Origin of the sequence: Bradyrhizobium sp. CSA207 (assembly GCF_029051685.1) — a bacterium.
In the GTDB taxonomy this organism is placed as follows: Bacteria; Pseudomonadota; Alphaproteobacteria; order Rhizobiales; family Xanthobacteraceae; genus Bradyrhizobium.
Map to the genome: position 1 here is coordinate 43,171 of NZ_JAACFT010000032.1, position 15,396 is coordinate 58,566.

The 15,396-nt window shown below is 57.9% G+C and carries 13 protein-coding genes, 1 tRNA gene and 3 pseudogenes; 11 read left to right on the top strand and 6 right to left on the bottom strand.

The features are described from left to right. Window positions 1-1,974 precede the first annotated feature (1,974 nt). Entirely contained in the window at window positions 1,975-2,919 is a 945-nt protein-coding gene (locus tag GWG65_RS30330; protein ID WP_275199158.1) for an XRE family transcriptional regulator, read from the top strand. A 207-nt stretch (window positions 2,920-3,126) separates the two neighbouring features. Here GWG65_RS30330 and GWG65_RS30335 read toward each other — a convergent pair whose 3' ends face one another. Next, entirely contained in the window at window positions 3,127-4,311 is a 1,185-nt protein-coding gene (locus tag GWG65_RS30335; protein ID WP_275199159.1) for a Fic/DOC family N-terminal domain-containing protein, read from the bottom strand. A gap of 832 nt (window positions 4,312-5,143) precedes the next feature. Here GWG65_RS30335 and GWG65_RS30340 point away from each other — a divergent pair. After that, complete coding sequence (locus GWG65_RS30340) at window positions 5,144-6,073, top strand: hypothetical protein (RefSeq protein ID WP_275199160.1); 930 nt, start codon at window positions 5,144-5,146, stop codon at window positions 6,071-6,073. A gap of 554 nt (window positions 6,074-6,627) precedes the next feature. Here GWG65_RS30340 and GWG65_RS30345 read toward each other — a convergent pair. Next, window positions 6,628-6,735 (bottom strand): annotated as a pseudogene (locus GWG65_RS30345) (transposase domain-containing protein); the annotation flags it as partial. Here GWG65_RS30345 and GWG65_RS30350 point away from each other — a divergent pair. Further along, window positions 6,736-6,875, top strand: a pseudogene (locus GWG65_RS30350) (DUF3551 domain-containing protein); the annotation flags it as partial. Between the two features lie 580 nt (window positions 6,876-7,455). Here the strand turns inward: GWG65_RS30350 and GWG65_RS30355 are convergent. Beyond that, window positions 7,456-7,632, bottom strand: coding sequence for a methyltransferase domain-containing protein (locus GWG65_RS30355; RefSeq protein ID WP_275199161.1), 177 nt, complete (start codon window positions 7,630-7,632; stop codon window positions 7,456-7,458). 858 nt (window positions 7,633-8,490) lie between these two features. Beyond that, window positions 8,491-8,616: a hypothetical protein gene (locus GWG65_RS30360; protein ID WP_275199162.1), complete on the bottom strand. Its 126-nt coding sequence runs from the start codon at window positions 8,614-8,616 to the stop codon at window positions 8,491-8,493. 126 nt (window positions 8,617-8,742) lie between these two features. Between GWG65_RS30360 and GWG65_RS30365 the strand changes: the two genes are divergently transcribed. The 5 genes from GWG65_RS30365 (at window position 8,743) to GWG65_RS30385 (ending at window position 11,859) form a co-directional block, all read left to right on the top strand. After that, complete coding sequence (locus GWG65_RS30365; RefSeq protein ID WP_275199163.1) at window positions 8,743-9,036, top strand: DUF2604 domain-containing protein; 294 nt, start codon at window positions 8,743-8,745, stop codon at window positions 9,034-9,036. Further along, a complete protein-coding gene (locus GWG65_RS30370; protein WP_275199164.1) occupies window positions 9,029-9,640 on the top strand; it encodes a putative metal-binding protein in 612 nt (203 codons plus the stop codon). Before GWG65_RS30365 ends, GWG65_RS30370 begins: the two co-directional genes overlap by 8 nt. Then, the gene (locus GWG65_RS30375; protein WP_275199165.1) at window positions 9,637-10,125 is read left to right on the top strand and encodes a Mov34/MPN/PAD-1 family protein; all 489 of its coding nucleotides are present in this window, start codon (window positions 9,637-9,639) and stop codon (window positions 10,123-10,125) included. The genes GWG65_RS30370 and GWG65_RS30375 overlap by 4 nt, the downstream gene beginning before the upstream one ends. Window positions 10,126-10,128: 3 nt before the next feature. Then, on the top strand, window positions 10,129-11,664 hold the full coding sequence (locus GWG65_RS30380; protein ID WP_275199166.1) for an E2 ligase fold family C protein: 1,536 nt from the start codon (window positions 10,129-10,131) through the stop codon (window positions 11,662-11,664). Between the two features lie 120 nt (window positions 11,665-11,784). Beyond that, window positions 11,785-11,859 (top strand) — tRNA-OTHER (locus GWG65_RS30385). Window positions 11,860-12,281: 422 nt separating this feature from the next. Here GWG65_RS30385 and GWG65_RS30390 read toward each other — a convergent pair. Together GWG65_RS30390 and GWG65_RS30395 are read right to left on the bottom strand one after the other, a co-directional pair. After that, window positions 12,282-12,493, bottom strand: a pseudogene (locus tag GWG65_RS30390) (LLM class flavin-dependent oxidoreductase); the annotation flags it as partial. Window positions 12,494-12,641: 148 nt separating this feature from the next. Then, a complete protein-coding gene (locus GWG65_RS30395) occupies window positions 12,642-12,917 on the bottom strand; it encodes a LysR family transcriptional regulator (RefSeq protein ID WP_275199167.1) in 276 nt (91 codons plus the stop codon). 238 nt (window positions 12,918-13,155) lie between these two features. Between GWG65_RS30395 and GWG65_RS30400 the strand changes: the two genes are divergently transcribed. From GWG65_RS30400 to GWG65_RS30410, 3 genes are all read left to right on the top strand, one after another. Next, entirely contained in the window at window positions 13,156-13,698 is a 543-nt protein-coding gene (locus GWG65_RS30400; protein ID WP_275199168.1) for a dihydrodipicolinate synthase family protein, read from the top strand. 450 nt (window positions 13,699-14,148) lie between these two features. After that, the gene (locus tag GWG65_RS30405) at window positions 14,149-14,370 is read left to right on the top strand and encodes a hypothetical protein (RefSeq protein ID WP_275199169.1); all 222 of its coding nucleotides are present in this window, start codon (window positions 14,149-14,151) and stop codon (window positions 14,368-14,370) included. Window positions 14,371-14,390: 20 nt separating this feature from the next. Then, complete coding sequence (locus GWG65_RS30410) at window positions 14,391-14,816, top strand: hypothetical protein (RefSeq protein WP_085398307.1); 426 nt, start codon at window positions 14,391-14,393, stop codon at window positions 14,814-14,816. The last annotated feature ends 580 nt before the right edge of the window (window positions 14,817-15,396 follow it).

Sequence of the window (15,396 nt, forward strand, 5' to 3'; positions counted from 1 at the left end):
ACGCCGGACTCCCCCCTGTGAAGTCAAAAACGATTCGAAGGCCAATGGAACAATTGTGACGTTGCAAGAGCGACACACCTAACAAGCCAGGCCCAGCACTGGTGGAGAGTTCTAACTCGGGCGGAAGCCAACCAATCTGGCAGAGACAATGAGTGACGGTGCCTGGCGCATAAGCGGGGGAATGAATTGTGGGCTATTTCACAATACTGATACTTGAAACGGGATAGACAAGCATTCGCCAAGGGCAAATATCGATTTCAGGCAGCAGTTGGAACGCAACCTATCATCTTTGGAGCAGCAGGCTGCCGATGCTCTCCGTCGTGCAAGAAGGTTACCTATTGGCGCGGACCGCAACGACTTGCGGCAACTCGCCCGAGGACTTCTGTGGCTGCACCGCAACGGCATGGATGCGTTGATGAACGAACGTAGCGGCAATCGGTTAGAAAAATCAGTGCTATCATAGCTTGGAGCCTTGAGGATGCGGCCCTCGCGAGCATTCGGGCGTTAGTTCTCGCTCGGGCGGCATTTGGTCGACGCTTCCTCCGTAACTCGCGGGCGCAGCTTGATCCTTCCGCATTCGCCGAAGTCACGTAATCGCACTTCGGTCCGGCGGCGCAGACCACGCTCGCTAGTTCGGCCACGCGGTATTGCAACTGTGTACCGGCATTCACTTGTGAGGCCGCTGCTGGAATCATGTGAACGTCGTGCAGGTAGACGAATGGGTTCGAACGAACATCAACATTTGGGGAAGAAATGGCTTGCGCATTCAAGCTTCCGGAATCGCAAGACTACGATTGATGCTGATACGGGTTTTACAGAAGGGCACATACGCATTAAGCCCAGTGGAGTTCTCTGGAAGGGAAAGTCAGGCCAAGCTTGGTATCAGCTATCTCTTGAGGAATTTGGCGAATTGGCCGTCAAGCACGGCAAGAAGCAAAAGATGTAAATTTAAACTAGGAGCTGCAAATGGACTTCCGCCATTTTCGGAGCGGCGGACTGCCCTTGGACAAAGCTAACGACTGATGGCGGTGGCACGCGAGTCTCAAAGCCGCCCGTGTGCTGAAGGAAGAGAGAAGCTGATTCGATGAAGTCGCATCGCAGATCGGACGCCTTGCAACATTCTGCGTAGCGCCGCGTTTCCGAGCCGCAACCGCAAAGCTCGTCATCCCGGCACTCTCGTTGACGGTAATATGCTTCCGCTCTCGGGTCCGCACCTAAGATTCCATATTGCTTTCCCGGCCAACGCCCCATCACTTCCAAATGCAGATGACGGAGTGCCCAAACACTATAGAGATCGAGTAGCGTCGGAAGATCACCGCCTTCAAACCATGCTCCCTCATTCGGCGAGAAGGCGCAGATCGAGCCGTCCCGGAAATTCGTGTGGCGCGGTCCAATCCAGCGCGAGGATTCCGCAGCGCCAGTCCAGAAGCCCCATGCGCGAGGGCCGGGACCCGGCTTATACGGAAGTGCTATGAGAAACGTGGCCTCCCGCGGCAAGCCCGGAATAATCGAGCTCTTAGCGAAAAGCCACATTCCGTCGTCATCCGAGAAAGTTTGCAGGGTGGGGTAGGCCTCGGCAAGGCGCTTCACCTGGCATTCATAGGGGGCACGCAGGACGTCGCCGCCGAGCCGTGATGAGGTACTGGGCGCCCATGGTCCACCGGCTGCCCCTTGCCGCCGGGCGGCCCTTTTCCATGATCGGGCTGAGGGTCCTGTCGCTCTTTGTCGCTCATTACCATTCTCCTGGGTTGCAGTGACTACCGGGGACTGCTTGTCTACGGTGATCAGGCCATGGACGTGGGCTCGAAGCGGTCGGTGCTGGTCCAATGCAGTTCCGACCTCATGCAACAAGTCCCGGACGTCCTTCCCCAGGGAGGCTTCACCTCGAATCGGAATTGTGCGAGTCTGTGTCACCCGCACAGCCTGCGCCTGAATCGCTGGCGTGTCAGGCCGTGCCATTCGCACAGGGAAAGCATGCCCTCATTCGAAGAAAAGCTGATTCGAGCCATAAGACGGAAGCGTGAGGCCGAAGGGCTGAGCATCCGAGCGCTGTCAGCTGCCATAGGCGTCAGTTTCTCGACGCTCGCGAGAATCGAACGCGGGGAAGGACTGCCAGATAACAACTCGAAAATTCGGCTTATGGGATGGCTTGGTCCCGATGCCGAGGACGCGGGACTTGGCTTTGATAAAGTTGCGTTCGTACACTTCCGAGCAGGCAAGAATGTTCGATCGTCAACTGTCCGCACATTGTTAAAAGCAGCTGAATGCCTGCGCCAAACTCTGACGACTGGACTTCATTGGACTGGTCAGCAGGATGTTGATGACAACGCGTCTCCTCCGAGCGTGTCGCTGTCGAAAGAAGAGCTTGAGCAAGCCGCTGAGAAGTTCAGAGTGGATCTCGGGCTCTCGCAGGATGAGCCAATCGACAGCCTGCGCATCGAAGTGGACGGGGTACAGGTTGTCCCTGTTGGGAAGACGAACTGCCTTGACGCCCAAACGGTGAGACAATTACGTGGCATTGCCGGCGGCGAATGGTCTGCAATGACTATTCCCCTGGATGCCGACAATGAGAATTGGGTCGTGCTTTTAAATGACAGCCACACCATCGAGCGTCAGCGCGTAACTCTATTGGAGGAGTACTGGCACATCCTTCTAGGCCACAAGCTCACGAAGATTGCCCGGGTAGCCGAAGCATATGGCAGAACATACGATAAATCAGAAGAGCACGATGCCTACTATTTGGCCTCGGCGGTACTACTGCCGAGGGGAGCAGTAGTCGAAGCGGTGAGCAAAAAATATTCTTCGGATGAGATTGCGCAGTCATTTGGTACGTCCGCTGAATTGGTCGAGTACAGAATCAAGCGGCTCGGTCTTTGGCGTGAACACATCGGCAAGCAAATTAAGTTGTCTTCCGACTAGCCGGATCTGCTGCTGACTCGTAGCTCCAGCGTTTTTTTAACTTCTATGATTACCATCGAACGGTCTACGCTGACGTGATATTTGAGAAGGTGACGATCATATCGTCGAGCTTTTTGACCTCCTCAGTTAAGCGCTTTGTGGCTCTCGATCAAACGCGGATCCTCGGACTTCATCATTTGTTGCCTTGTCGGTTGTGCCGGGGACCTCTCAAGGAAGAATCGGATCTTCACCGAACGGACGGTTGATAATCGATAGCGCATCGGGCGCGGTGAATACGCGGTTGCGGGCATAGCCGGTACGCTCCACCAGAATCTTGCGCTCGACGAGTTGGTCCACTGCCTGAGAGGCAGCCTGCACCGTGATGTCCAGAAGTTTAGCCAAGCGCTTTACGGTTAGGACTGGATAATGTGGTAACACATCGAGTGCGCGAAGGCTGGCGGAGCCCTGCCGGAATTTTCGACGTTCGCGCCACATAGCGCCAAGTGTGGCCAAGGCCTCGCGCGTCCTGAGCAGCTCGTCGGTTGTGCCGACCACTGCATCTGCCATGAACCCAACCGCTTCATGCCATTCCAGGCGTTGCTGCGCCGCCTTGAGGGAATCGTAATAGGCAGTCTTATGGGCCTCGATGTAGGGAGAGAGATATATCGGCATCATTCCCTCCGCCGCCATCATCAGCGGCAGCAGCAGACGTCCAACGCGGCCGTTGCCGTCGCGGAATGGGTGGACCGCCTCGAAATGCGCGTGCGCTACCGACATTCGAACGATGAAGCTCTGGTACATCGCCTGCATCCCCTCGCAGCGCATGTATTTCATGGTCTCTTCGAGGCAGGGCGCGATATCGGCGGGAGGCGTTGGATTGTAGGTCGAATACGCGATGTCGCCTCTGCCGCCGATCCACACCACCCGCTCTCGGAAATCGCCGGGTTTGTCCTTATAATCAGCATCGCCACGCATGACGGCGCGATGCAAATCCTGAACCAAGGCGGTCGTGAATAGCTCCAGCTTTTCTTTACGCGCGCGCGGCAGAAAATCATCGAGCGCGAGTGCGTAGTCGCGCACTTGCACCGCGGCTTCGCCCTGCGGGGAATCTTCGCTTTCCTCAACTGACAGCAGTTCGTCGAGTGTAGTATTCGTCCCTTCGATCGACGAACTGCTCACAGCCTCGCGCCGGGGCAATATACGGCTGATAAGGTAGGGGTCCTTGAGTTCCGCCGCGAGTGTCTCAATCCTGACAAGGGCCGCGTCCGCCGCCTTCAGCCGTGCGAGAGCCGGCCCCAGCGCAATCCCCTCCTCGGGCGGCGGCAGCGGAACGACCCCATAATGGGAATCGAACGGCGGCGGGAGCCTTTTCAGTCGCTCCCGGACAGCATGGCTGAGATGGTCGCGGTTCACGGAAAACCTTGGCTACGGAGGCTCGACATACATCCATATTAAAGGTTTTTTATAAAAACTTCAATAAAGGATCCGGAGTCAGCCCTGATTGCAGGGAATTCGACGACTTTTACCTTTCTTGGCCTTGGGAACGCACCTCGAAGCGTCGCCCCTCGGATAGCCAAGGTCGCCTTGGGGCGGCAGGTGTTCTTTATTTTCTCCTTAACCGGAAGACGGAGAGCCAAACGCGGTTTTTGGGTTGCAGCCTCTGCAATTGTGGTGGGTTCCCCTTACAACCGTGTCCTACGGAACTTACCTTTGCGGATTGCGCCACTCGTCGAATTTCCGGCTGAAGGATCTCTCTCATCCGTGCCGCAACCGCTGACGTCCTCCATGTTCCGGAGGGCCGGCGTGACATTATTCTGAGTTACGCTGAAGAAAATCGGCATGACGCCACGCGGTATGTCACCGAACCCGTGCCTAGCTTTTCCTACGGTAGCAAAGCGTTGGCCGTGCTGGCGTGCTTTCGCGACGGCGCGATCACACACATTGCACACGGCCGAAAGGGTATGTCGGCGGGGACCGGCTTGGCCCGTCTCAACATGACCGAGTTGCAGAGATTGGAACGGCCCCTTCCATTTGAAGAACTTGTCGGCCTCGTTCCCGCAAAATTCAGAGCACCCCTTCGTCGCATCCTCGGCGACGGCGGATTGCTACCGCCCAAGACGTTCGCGGCCGTGGTGGACGCATTGACGGCAAGCGATCCCGGGCAGGCGACGAGGCTGGCGCGATTTTCGGAGAACCGCCCCGGGCCATCCGCGGTCTGACATCGAAAGAAAGAGAAAATCTCGCCGTGCAAAAGGAATCCCTAGGACTTGCACTTGCGATCGCAGGGGTGCCGCGGGCTGAAATGCTCTCCTGGTCGCCGACGCCTGGAAGACCGGCTTCCTTCCTCGAAGGCTTGCCGGGCGCACGCGTCCGCGAAGATGTGATGATCATCAAAGATTTCAGATCCTTGCCCGGGTTCAACGCCATCGGCGATGCCTCCAACGTCGCGGCCATGGTCTTCAAAAATCGGAGCGATCGCCGTCAGGCACTCACGGTGATCATGGCGAACCGGACGCCCCTGGAAGAACAGACCGGCGCTGACCTGATCTACTACAACGAGACTTATGGCGCCTTCGTGCTGGTGCAATACAAGGCGATGGGACAGGCCAAAGACGGCGCTGAGTTCCGCTGGCGGGACGGCGATCAATTCACGCAAGAAATCGAGCGTATGGATGCGCTGCTGGCCGAACTCGCCAAGTGCGGCTTCGACGGCGTCCCCGAGGGCTACCGTCTGTGCAACAATCCGTTCTTCCTGAAATTCTGTCCACGCGTCGTGTTTAATCCGAACGACGAGGGCTTGTTCAAGGGAATCTATCTTCCGCTCGACCTTTGGAAGAGCTTGCATGCGAACGGACGGCTCAAGGGGCCGAAGGGCGGCAACGTTATCGGGTTCGACAACGTCGGAAGGCGGCTCTCCAACACTGAATTCATCTCACTGATCACCAACTCCTGGGTTGGCACGACCATCCCCCAATCCGCGGAGCTGGAAAAAGTTATCCGGTCGGTTCTCGAAACCGGGCGAACCGTGATCTTCGCGGTCAAGCGGGAGTCGGCACCGGATGATTCAGACGGAATGCCTCAGACGTCGCCGGTCGAGATGCCCTCGCTGCGCTTCAATGACGAGTGTAGGCCGGGCGACGATTCCTTCGACTTTGAGGATGCCGTCGAGACTTGATCACTCCCGCCGGCTAGACCCGGCGCGACAACTCACCATAAGATCTCTGGAAGGCGCGGCCGCGGAAGGACAGATCTATTCGCCGAATCCGTGAGAACCTGGTTCACCGGGAGTGAACCTCGCGCCGAACCCGGCTTGCTATGAGGGGCATAGATAAATCTCCCCTCACTTACGCCTTAGCAGTCCAGCGACCCAATGAAAGCAATCCGTTAGGCTTCTGTTGCGACATCGTCAAACCAGTGTTCTCTGGCTGGACGCGATTGTAGAGTACATCCGGGTAGCCCGGACGGTGGCGGCAAAGGGGGCGCTGCTCTTCGAAACTCAGTATTTCGTTATCGATCCGGTCGAACTCGCGGCGATCACTCAAACTTGCCGCCCCCTCACCGCCTTCTGGGGCCGCTAAAACGTCGAGCCCCACGCCCTATCGCTGTGCTGAGAAGGCGATTGAGAGCGCTTGCGTTATACTGCCTACGCTCCATACGCCATCAGCGAGGAAGCCCGTTGAGACCTCGAGCTCGACCCTACAGTGCGCAGATCAATCGTAAGCGTCGTTCTCAGGCCACGGCTTTCAGGTCTTGAGCGCGGTAGGCCCAGGGGAGTAGCTGGTCGATGTCGCGGTTTGGATGCCCGTTGACGATCCGTGTCAGGAGGTCGGTGAGATATGGGGCTATCCCGGCAATTGCCAATTCTCCAGCTACGCCCAATGCATGGCCACCGCGAGCGGTACTGACGCCTATTGCGGGATCAATCCCAGTATGCGTTCGCGCGCCAGCGGCGCGGCGCCTATCGCGACCGATACTGAGCGGCAGTGAAGCATTTATCGCAGCAAGTAGCGATGTGATCACACCGCGAGGTTCCAACGCCCCGGAGAGATCCTGCGACCAGGCGCCGTTTCGCGCGACGGCTCATATCCCGTGCCGTTGCAGACGTCGCACTTGATCTCGGCGAAGCCACCCTTCGTCATGCTTCGCCAGAGAGCGCTCCGCCGAGATGCGTTATGGCGAACGGATGTTCGAGGCCGATGTACCGCTCAGTGACGTAGATGTCAGCGCCTTCGCTGGTGGCTGAGGTCGAAGAGCGCTTTCATGATTGTTACTCCTTGACCCGCCGAATTTGAAAGCCCGCATCAATCAGCGTGTTCAGCCTCGTGCCAAGCGTTCTGTGGTACTTCAGAACGCCCTTGGCGAACCAATACCAATCCGTCCGACATTCCCCCACAAGGGAGTAGCCATTGATGGGCCACGTTTTGCTACCCTCCTCATCGCTGATCCATCGCGGATGTGCCGCTGCCATGAACATCGGATCTCAATCGTGAAGATCAAATGCCCGCCAGGAAACAGCGCCGTGCGGATCAGCCGCACGAGGCGGGCAAAATCTCGAATCTAGTAAAAGGCGAGTACGCTGTAAGTGAGGTCGAAAGTCCTCTCGGGCAACCCCAGCGTATCGAGCCCGGCGATGCAATATTCGATCGTCGTGTCCGCTGTGACCGCCTTGGCGCGCTCCATCGTGTTCTGCGACAGGTCGAGACCAAGGACAGAGCCGGCACCTTGCTCGTGCATCCACCGTGAGGCCCAGCCAAGCCGCATCCCAGATCGACGACACGCTTGGCGACAAGATCGGGCAGCAGAGCTCTGATCTCGGGTCATTCAGGAGCGCCGTCCAGCCCACGCACCTGTCGGAATAACTGGCTGTAGCCAACGAAAAAAGGCGGGATCGCCGTAAATGTTCTGCGCCATGCCGCTCTCCATGCTGATGAGAGACAAAGCACGTTTTAGCGCAATTCCCGTGCTGCTCGGGCCAAATCCTTCGGCTAGGGCGCATTGACCGGTGGCATGGACGCAGTCGGGCGCGGCACGAAGCCATCTTGGTGCCAGCCGCGTGCCGCCAACATTATCGAAAGGGCCACAAAGATGATTAGAAATCCACGCATTCCAAAAAGCTAATTTGAAACCTGTATCGCAATTATGAAACGGCTCACGCCGGCTGCGTCCGAGTGCGCTCCGACAGATTGGGGCAAATGTCGAGGCGTTTAACACAAACGCCGAAGAGCTAGGCTCTTTCGGGGCTGGAATTATCAAACGCGGTTAGTCTTTGTCTTCGCCGTAAGGCGGCGAACCGCCCGACAATCATGCTGAAAAAAAGCGTTCTTTCGTAGCAACAGCAGGAATAGTGCGCCGAATTCGAGCTATTGTTTTTAGTCTTGACCGGTCGAACGGCGCAGGCAGCGACTGGCGCTCTCACGCAGCACTCGAGAGCCTTTCATGCGCAACCATGACCTCGTCTCCGGTGGCCTGCTGTCACTGACCGGAGCCGGCCTCGCTCTGCTCGAGCCTCCTTGCCTTCGCGTTCATTGAAAGCCGATGCCTGGTCGTCCCGTCGCGATTTAGCACGATGCGTGCCGCGGGCGGATGGGCAGGTCAGAAGCCTATCGCGGGACGCGGCAGATCGAGATCGATGTATCGCGCAACGCGACCATCGAGAAAATCCTGATAGATGCGTCCACCTTTTTTTTCGCTGTGTAATGCTGCCGAATCGGCAGACATTATCGATGCGGAATCCTTGGAAATTCGGATACTGAAGTTATGTATCCAGATGCTGGGGGATCCATCCCATAATGGCAGCATCGATTCCCGGCGTTCGATGTACTGCCCACCGACGAGAGGACCGAAATGAGGGAAAACGAGAAGAAGCCGGGAGGCGATCACGGCGCGGCTTTCGTCGAAATCACGATGGTCGTGAACGGTCAGCCTGTCGTAATCAAGGCTGTCGAACAGCAGCCGCTGCATGTAGCCCGCCAAAAGGCGCTGGAGGAGACGAAGAATCTGGCTCAGCCCCCCGAGAACTGGGAGATCAAGAACGAAGCGGGCGAGCTGCTGGACCCGGACAAGAAGGTGGGGGAATTCGGCTTCGGCAAGGAAGTGACGCTGTTCCTGAGCCTTAAGGCTGGCGTGGCCGGTGTCTGATCTCCAGACTGTCGATCCCGAGGTCTCACGCGTCAAGTTTGCGCGGGAGCTTGCCAACTATCGGAGCATGGAATCGGCCTTTCGCAAGAAGGGTTGGTTCCTGCTTGATGCCGAATTTCCAGAGTTCTTCGTAGTTTTCGCGGCGACTAAACTGAGACCTTCTCCGATTGTCGCTGCGGTCGTGCTGGATTTCACGAATTACGATCTTCAGCCGCCCTCCGTCACGTTCGTGGATCCCTTTACGCGAGAACCGATACAAGCCAAGTCGCTTTTGGTTCAGATGCTGCGTCGGCCGGGGGGATTGAGCCCGGAGGCCTTCGCAACCATGGCGCAGCAGGGTGTGGCTCAACCTTCGCAGATGATTCAGTCGGACAGCCTCGAGGATCAGCCGTTTATCTGCCTACCAGGCGTTCGCGAATACCACGACAATCCGGCACATACGGGTGATTCATGGCTTCTGCATCGGAATTGTGGAGAAGGATCCTTGGCCTTCATACTGGAAAAGATATGGGCCTATGGGGTGAACCCGCTCGCACACTATCAGGTTCTGGCGCAGGCTCCGGCGATCAACATGGCTCTCTCGCTGACGGCGATACCAGAATGAAAAGCGTCTCGGACGTAACGGCGCTATTTGTCCCGCGTAGCTGCGTGGACGAACTCCATGCCCATTTGCGGAAGGTGGGACGTGAAGGCCATGAAGGTCTCGGCCTTTGGGTGGGCCGTCAGACCGGGCACCATTTCCAGGTGCATAGGACCCTCATTCCCGCTCAACGCCACATACGTACCGGCGACGGCGTGTGCGTCGTGATAGGACCGGAGGAGCTGCATCGCATAAATGTGTTGCTGTACCGGGAGAAGCTGATGCTCGTCGCCCAGATACATAGTCATCCCGGCCGGGCCTATCATTCCAGCACGGACGACGCGTACGCGATCGCCGCGACGGTGGGATGCCTGTCATTGGTCGTACCAGATTTCGCACGAGCGCCCTTCGATCTCGGGAATATCGCATCATACCGGCTCGACGGAGCCGGCGTATGGCGATCTCTGACAGTCGAGCAGGCTTCGCGGATGATTTCGATCAAGGAGTGAACGATGGCCATGGCCAGCTTCATAGATCGCGCGGCGTCGGCGGCCTCGCGGGTATTGACCAATTTTAAGATGTCGGTGTTCGAGGAAAGGCTTGCGGCGCAGGTCATCGGAGTGGCGTTCGACGGCGCAGCCGTGAAGTCGCCGGAAGGCAGCGCCAGCCTGGATATCATCATCAGGCTGTTATCGCGTCTCTATCCGACGATTGCGCTGCGGCCGCTCGATGCAAAGGCGAGGGATCACGTTCCCGCGCTCGAGCTCTTGGCGAAGTCCATCAATCCCGAAATCGAGCTCGCCAAGATCAGGAAGCAAGTCACGGTTGCCCTTGTCGTTGGAAGTAGTCTGCCGCGTACTAAGTGTCCGACCTTCTTCATCGGCTCGGACGGATGGAGAGCCAAGCTCTCGAGCCGCGGTCCTGTTGGCTCCGGCGCGTCGATGAATCCGTTCGGTGCAGGAGCTGCGTCATGCTTTGCCGCAGCCAATGTTTTTCGGATGGTGTTTGGCGAACAACTGGAGCAGGGCGGTCCGGACGACATTATCGACTTATCAATGCTGACGTATGCCCAAGCCATCCCTGAAGCCGGTCCTGCCCTTGATGGAGTGGATATAGGCGACACGCACCTCGTTGGCCTCGGCGCGATTGGGAACGGCGCCGTTTGGGCCTTGGCTCGCGCAGCGGGACTTAAAGGATCGCTCTGTCTGGTGGACCATGAGGAGATCGACCTTTCGAATCTGCAGCGGTACGTGCTGGCCAGCCAATGTCATGTTGGTTCACCAAAAGTGGACCTGGCGCGCGCCGCGTTGGCGGACACGGCTCTGGAAGTGTCGACACATCGTGCCAAATGGGACGCCTATGTGAACGACCGCGACAATTGGGGGTTCGAAAGGGTCGCTGTTGCATTGGACAACGCGCCGGACCGAATTGCCGTGCAAGGGGCATTGCCGAAATGGGTCGTAAACGCCTGGACGCAGGAGATCGATCTCGGGGTGTCGCGCCATGGCTTCGATGACGGCCGTGCATGTCTCGCCTGCCTCTACTTGCCACACGGGAAGATAAAGGACGAGGACGAGAAGATGGCCGAGGAGCTGGGGATGCCAGAAGCCAAACAGGAGATCCGGGTTCTTCTTCAGACGAACAGGCCGTTGGATGCCGGTTTTGTCGAGCGTGTCGCAAGGGCCTTCGACATCTCTTCGGAATCCCTTCAAGAGTTTGTTGGGCAATCCATCCGATCGTTTCACCAACGGGCAATCTGCGGCGGGGTCGTCATGCGCCTGACGGATGGAGCGCAGCCCGTGAAAGCCGTTGTACCGATGTCATTTCAGTCGGCTCTTGCTGGCATAATGCTGGCGGCAGATCTCGTGAAGCACGCTTCGGGGGTTTTGAACGTGCCGACCACAAGCACACGGATTAACCTGCTTCGTCCACTCGCCGCGCATCTTCACGATCCAAAGGCGAAAGACACGTCAGGACGCTGCATCTGCGCGGACCAAGACTTCCTAGCTGCGTACCGGCGGAAGTACGAGATCTCGTACCCAAACTAAGTTGGCAGCGAACTTTCACGAGACTGGTCTCGTTTGCGTTGAGAAATACAAGGTTTCTGGAATCCTTGGCTAAGACTTCGGCTGAAAAGAAGTATCAACAGCTCTTCGTCCGACCCGCGGAGCTGAGTCGGTCTCAGCGAAGGATTGCGTTTGAGCAGGGATCATAATCCAGGGGGCGGGGGTTCGAGTCCCCTCTGTTTTGCCGCTCACAGCGCGCGCAAGTTCCGCGACGAATTCAGAGATCATCGGGGTCCATGCCTTCTTGCGATGCGACATCGTCGCCTCGGGCTTGAACGAATATTTGCGTACGCCCGGGCCGCGTCACGGTTTCGGGCCTGACCGAAGTTCAAAGGGCGGCTTTGACCTATGTTGAGTAACGCAGCCGTCGAGCGTCGACGGAGGCTAGGTCGGCTACCGTGACGTCGGTTTCGAAGAGCAAAGGCTCCGTTTGGATCGCACCCGGTCTCGACGCTGACGAAGATGGTCGAAAGGACAATATGGGGTTCCTTTTTGTATCCTTGAGACTGCACGATCGGTTGGATCAAGCCATCTCTGCCGCCTACTCGTGTCCGTCTGTTGGTTTCGTGAAGAACCGACAGTTTGGAGAACTCGGCGACTTATGCAATCGCCTGAACCAAATCGGAGAAGACGCTTGCTAGCCGCCTCAGGTCATAGTGGTCACGCAGCGTCGTGCCCGTGTAGCCGTGAGGGAACAAACCGCGCTTGCGCAGGATCGGCACGACCTGCTCGGCGAAAATGTCGAATCCGCCGGGCAGCCAAGGTGGCATGACGTTGAAGCCGTCGGCTACGCGAACCAGGTCTGGATGTGTCGGCGATCCTTTCCGGCGGGCCGGCAAATCCATTGACCGAGCAAAGTTCAGAGAAACCTGCCGCCCGCGCGCTGTATCAGTGAATTGGAGATCAGCATTTTGGAAGGCCGCGGGAAGCGTCCGCGGCCTTCTGCTTCGAAAGAGCGATCAGCTCATCGTCGGCATTATGAATTCGGCGCCGGCGCGGCACGATGGGCCTCTGCCAAAAGCTCGCTGATCCGATTGGCGTAAGGAAGCAACCTGCTCCCATCGAGGTGAGCGTAACCCTTTTTTGGACCGGTGGAAAAGCTGGACACCAAGTTGGACCTCTAAAGCCCGAATCCGCTGCGTCACGTTGGACTGCAGGTGGAGGTCGTTTGCCGCGCGGCCGATCCCGCCCGCCATCGCCACCGCCGTAAAGAAATTGAGGTCGGTGCTATCCATAGCGGTCATCTCCCATAATGATGACCATCATCAAAAGTAATCACTTTCCCGTTGTCAATGACTGATCTAGCCTTTGCATCGAAAAGGCGGATTGCGCCCGAGCAAAGGACGGCAACATGGCTATCAAGACGAGATTGACCGACTTTTTCGGGCTCGAGCACCCGATCGTGCTGGCACCGATGGACCCGCCTCCGGCGGCGAGCTAGCCTCGGCGGTTTCCGCGGCCGGGGCCTTCGGCATGCTGGGTGGCGGTTATGCAAATCGGACGTGGTTCGAAGAGCAGTCGGCCAACGATAATCCCGGCACGACGCACTTCCGCTTCACGCCCGCTTTGGTCGGCCGATTGAGTCGTGTGGAAGGAATTGTTGCGGTAAAGAGTCCAGCGCCGGACGCTTCCGCCGTCGCCGATCACTTGAAGCAGTTGCGCGCGGCCGTCCGGAGTGGTTTCTCGCTCGGTTACAGCGGTGACTGGAATTGCCTCGACGCGCTGTTGGCCGGGGGCGAGACTTGGTACAGCGTTTTGGGAGGGATCTTCCCAAAAACCTGCCTGGCACTCGTTCGTGCGGCGCAAGGCGGCGATTCTGCGGAAGCTCGACGATTGAATGAACTCCTTCAACCGATTTGGCATCTTTTCAAGGCATTCTCGAGTCTGCGCGTAGTTTACGCAATAGCGAAGCTTAAAGGGCTCTGCGCGGCCGAACCGCCGCGTCCCATCCTGCAGCTGCCGGAAGACGCCCAGAAGAAGATTTCTGACACGCTCGCCGCGCTGGAGCTTGAATGAGTTCTGCGCGCCGCACCGCAGTGTGCTCGTCAAAGCAGTCAAGCTTCGCGGCGCGGACATGAGGCCGCAGCCCCATGTTATCCTCTTGCCTCGCGCTCGGTCGCTTGACTCCGATTTCTCGAACGCACTGTCCCCATCTCTGCAGCCCTGGTTACGAAAAGCCTGATTGTCACTGCGCCGACGCAATATCGCGAAAGTCGAGACGACGGGTCTTGGTTTTTCCGGTGCCCGAGATTTCAATTTGCGGGTTGGTAGAACCTTGGACACCACCGATCGACTACTGCTGTTGGAAATCCGAGCTTCACCAGCGAGCGCGTGGTCGGTGAGCCTCGCCGATTTCGGTCATGGCCGCGCAACGGGAAACGCAGCAAATTTCTCCGGAACTAGGAACACTAGCCGGCGCCGCGGGGTTCTTCCACGCTAGGGCTAGGACTTACGGAGTTCTCTTCCATGGCTACCCAGATCGTGATCGACCACACAGGCGACAGCAGACATTTTTTTGACCAAACCGACCCCGAGGGGCTGGCCAAGGCTGAGCGGCGCTTTAAGAAGTTGACAGACCAAGGATTTACCGCTGCTACTCGGACGCCGGCCGGCGATCTCAAGGCCGTACGGACATTTGATCCGATTGCGGACGAGACGCTGTTCTACCCGCGCCTCGTCGGCGGCTAGCCACCCTCTCGGTACACCAAATGTTTTTGTTCAGACGCAACGGCGTCGGCAGTAGTGCGCGTTTGCGCGCCCTGCGTTCGCTGTATTGGAGCTTCATCGAGCAAAATGGGCCGGAAGCGCGTGCGCGGCGTCTTTTGCGCGATTGGCTATCTCCGGATCAGCGTGCGCAGTTTGATGCCGAGGGTTATTTCGAAGTCACGGGCTCTCACACCGGCCGACGATATCGAATTCATCAGGGCACCATGAGCAATGTTTTGGAGCTTGATGAAGAAAGACAGCCTAAGATCGGGTGGTGTTTCGTTCCCGAACGGGCTCTGGCAGCTGGCGACGTGATGCTCGCCCAGAAGATCGCGCTCGAAACCGACGAAGCCGCAGTGCTCGCGCTTGCCCACCGGTTTTCTCCGAGACTGCCCTCCCTGCCCCGAGTAGTGCGGCGTGCTTACTAGGCCGCTCACGGGCGGGGCCGTCGCTTGTGACGGCGGCGGCCCCTTGCCGCGAAGGCGGCGGATACGCGAGACATAGCCACCTCCGCGACGACGGACAGCATCAACGCAATGCTCGCCTTACGCAATCGGATCTACTTGTTAGCCTTACCGGACGGGTGTGGTCCTCTGGTGATGGTCTCCACATCTGTCATTGTTCGGGTAAACGCTTCGCGCGACTGCTCCGCGTGAGCAGGGCTCTCTGGTTCACTGAGATATGCAATCTTTATCAGATGCCTGCTCAACAGATACGTAACTCGGAGGTTGTCGGAGTGCCGGCTTCGCAGAACAGTGATCTGTCGTCGCATAACAGAACTCGCGCGCATTGCCCGGCAAACGAAGCCGCCATGCCGAATATGATGGCGCGACGGCTTCGCCTGGGCGGACCCGGACGGGGGCAATGTCCGGTGCGCGAACGTACCCCTCCGATGCGTCGCCGCAATCAAAGCCTCAAATTAAGATTGATGTTCGGGGTCGATGTAATTCTGGAACCGATGTTGGCGCGTGCAACGAGCAGGAACGTTCTACTTTTCAGCCGAATTCC

Coding starts and splice junctions, on each gene's coding strand:
- GWG65_RS30330 (WP_275199158.1), top strand. CDS start 1,975: ATGCCCTCATTCGAAGAAAAGCTGATTCGAGCCATAAGACGGAAGCGT.
- GWG65_RS30375 (WP_275199165.1), top strand. CDS start 9,637: ATGAAAAGCGTCTCGGACGTAACGGCGCTATTTGTCCCGCGTAGCTGC.
- GWG65_RS30360 (WP_275199162.1), bottom strand. CDS start 8,616: ATGTCTGCCGATTCGGCAGCATTACACAGCGAAAAAAAAGGTGGACGC.
- GWG65_RS30365 (WP_275199163.1), top strand. CDS start 8,743: ATGAGGGAAAACGAGAAGAAGCCGGGAGGCGATCACGGCGCGGCTTTC.
- GWG65_RS30380 (WP_275199166.1), top strand. CDS start 10,129: ATGGCCATGGCCAGCTTCATAGATCGCGCGGCGTCGGCGGCCTCGCGG.
- GWG65_RS30405 (WP_275199169.1), top strand. CDS start 14,149: ATGGCTACCCAGATCGTGATCGACCACACAGGCGACAGCAGACATTTT.
- GWG65_RS30355 (WP_275199161.1), bottom strand. CDS start 7,632: ATGCACGAGCAAGGTGCCGGCTCTGTCCTTGGTCTCGACCTGTCGCAG.
- GWG65_RS30410 (WP_085398307.1), top strand. CDS start 14,391: ATGTTTTTGTTCAGACGCAACGGCGTCGGCAGTAGTGCGCGTTTGCGC.
- GWG65_RS30400 (WP_275199168.1), top strand. CDS start 13,156: ATGCTGGGTGGCGGTTATGCAAATCGGACGTGGTTCGAAGAGCAGTCG.
- GWG65_RS30395 (WP_275199167.1), bottom strand. CDS start 12,917: ATGGATAGCACCGACCTCAATTTCTTTACGGCGGTGGCGATGGCGGGC.